Annotated in this window: 1 protein-coding gene; it reads left to right on the top strand. The window is 32.6% G+C overall.

The genetic code is table 11. From position 1 onward, the window contains the following. Positions 1–729 precede the first annotated feature (729 nt). Positions 730–2,666: type I restriction-modification system subunit M (locus Q0Q96_RS03410; protein WP_293871758.1), on the top strand; the 1,937-nt coding region annotated here is incomplete at its 3' end.

Below are 2,666 nucleotides of genomic sequence, written 5' to 3'. Positions count from 1 at the left end.
TAGTGTATTGTTGCTCTTGAAATGTTATACTTCTTGGATGCGAAGTTAGCAGAAATTTGACCATTATTGATTTGGTCAATGACAAAAAGTTTGTGCTCGAAAGTTACTTTTTGATAGCCGTTTTTTCGGCTGGCTTGATTTGTTGTTGTTTCCATAGGATACTAAAAGTGTTTAATTTTTAGTCAACCTATTTTAGGACGATTCAGCTCATAAAACAGAGTTCAAAAGTGGAAACTTACCGTTTCCACTTTTTTTGTTTTTTATTCTTTTGTTTACTTCAAAACACATCATTTTCGTAGGGTAAGATTGGTATGTTTTTTTCACCACAAACATTTTTTATTTTATTTTTTCTACAAAAATCGGGCAACATCAGACCATTTCAAAGTATTTTAATAAAGTAGCTGGTATAGTTTGCGCCTAATATTCCCTATAAATCTGTTTTTTTTAAACTCAAAAAACTATTTTTATTTTATCCAAAAAAAAGGTACCAATCTTACCCTAAATTTATTTTCACTCTTTTACATTCCGTTGCTTTTTCGTACTATTGTAAACGTTTTCAAAGTGCGAGAAAAATAACTCGCAATAACAATCCCTTTTATTGTGCTTTTTGAATTGTGCCTACACTGTAGACACAATTCAAATACAGTTTTATAAATCTGTAATTAGCTAATAATAAAGGATTAAGAAAACATAATTTACACAAACAATAAAAATTACAATACCTAATAAATGGCAATCAAAAAATCAGAATTATATAGCTCACTTTGGGAAAGTTGCAACCAGTTAAGATCTAAAGGCGGAATGGATGCTTCCCAATACAAAGATTATGTATTGACAATGCTTTTTGTGAAATATGTATCTGATAAATATGCAAACAAAACCAACAGCTTAATAGAAATTCCTCAAGGAGCAACTTTTGAAGATTTAGTAATATTAAAAGGGAAACCAGATATTGGAGAACAAATCAATAAAAAAATCCTAATACCACTTTTTGCAGCCAATGGATTAGAAGGTTCAATGGAATTAGTTGATTTTGATGATGATGATAAACTAGGAAGCGGAAACGATAAAATAGAATTGCTTTCGGGCTTAATTGCAATTTTTGAAAATCCTGCACTTAATTTCAAAAACAACCGTGCCGAAGACGATGATATTCTTGGTGATGCCTATGAATTTTTAATGCGACACTTCGCAACAGAAAGCGGAAAAAGCAAAGGACAATTCTATACACCATCGGAAGTATCTCGAATAATGGCTAAAATTATAGATGTTCACAAAGCCGATAAACCTTCATTTACAGTATATGATCCAACGTGTGGTTCGGGTTCATTATTATTAAAAGTAGTTGACGAAGCCCCAAAAGGGCTGACTATTTATGGTCAAGAAAAAGATAATGCAACCAAAGGTTTGGCTATTATGAATATGTGGCTACACGGTAACCCAGAAGCCAATATTCAAAGTAAAAACACAATAACATCGCCACAATTTAAAGAACAAGATAAATCATTGAGAAGATTTGATTTTGTAGTGGCAAATCCACCATTTTCAGTAAAAAATTGGAATAGTGGTATTTCAGCAATGAATGATGAATACAACCGTTTTCGTGGCTACGGAATTCCACCAGAAAAAAATGGAGATTATGCTTTCCTACTTCACATTATAGCATCTTTAAAAAGCACAGGAAAAGGAGCAATTATTTTGCCTCACGGAGTATTGTTTAGAGGAAATGCCGAAGCCGAAATTCGTAAAAATATCATCGAAAGAAAATATATCAAAGGCATTGTTGGTTTACCTGCCAACTTGTTTTATGGTACTGGAATTCCTGCTTGTCTAATCGTGATTGACAAAGAAAACACCGAGAGCAGAAAGGGTATTTTTATGATTGATGCTTCCAAAGGATATATCAAAGACGGTAACAAAAACCGTTTACGAGAACAAGACATTCACAAAATTGTAGATGTGTTTAACAATCAAAAAGAAGTTTCAAAGTTCTCACGTTTTGTTAAATTCGAAGAAATAGAAAAAAACGAATACAATCTAAACATTCCTCGTTACATCGACACACAGGAAGCCGAAGATATTCAAGACCTTTTTGCGCACTTAAATGGAGGTATTCCAAATCGTGACATAGCAGAACTACAACCATTTTGGGAAGTATATCCCAATTTGCAAAAAGCGCTATTCAAAAAGTATTCAGATAACTATGTACAATTAATCATTGACCATTCCGTAATAAAAGAAACCATTTTTTCACACCCAGAGTTCAAGTCATACAGCGAACTACTCGAAAAAACCTATGACATTTGGAAAGACAAAATCTATACATCTTTAACCGATATAACCAGCGAAACAGCACCCAAAAAATTCATAAATAAGCTTTCAGAAGCATTGTTAAATGACTATAAAGGCAAAGCATTAGTAGATAACTATACTATTTACCAACAGCTTTTAGACTATTGGAACGAAACAATGAAAGATGATGTGTATATGGTCGTTGAAGATGGTTGGAATGCTAAAGTTCGTAGAGTTATTGAAAAAAATGCCAAAGGCAAAGAAGTAGACAAGGGTTGGACTTGCGATTTAATTCCAAAAGAGTTTGTTATAAATAGATACCTAACTAGAGAACAATTGGCAGTACAAATAAAACAAGCTGAATTAGAACTAAC

This window comes from Flavobacterium sp. (assembly GCF_025352015.1).
Classification (GTDB): domain Bacteria; phylum Bacteroidota; class Bacteroidia; order Flavobacteriales; family Flavobacteriaceae; genus Flavobacterium.
This window is presented reverse-complemented; position numbering and strand designations above follow the sequence as displayed.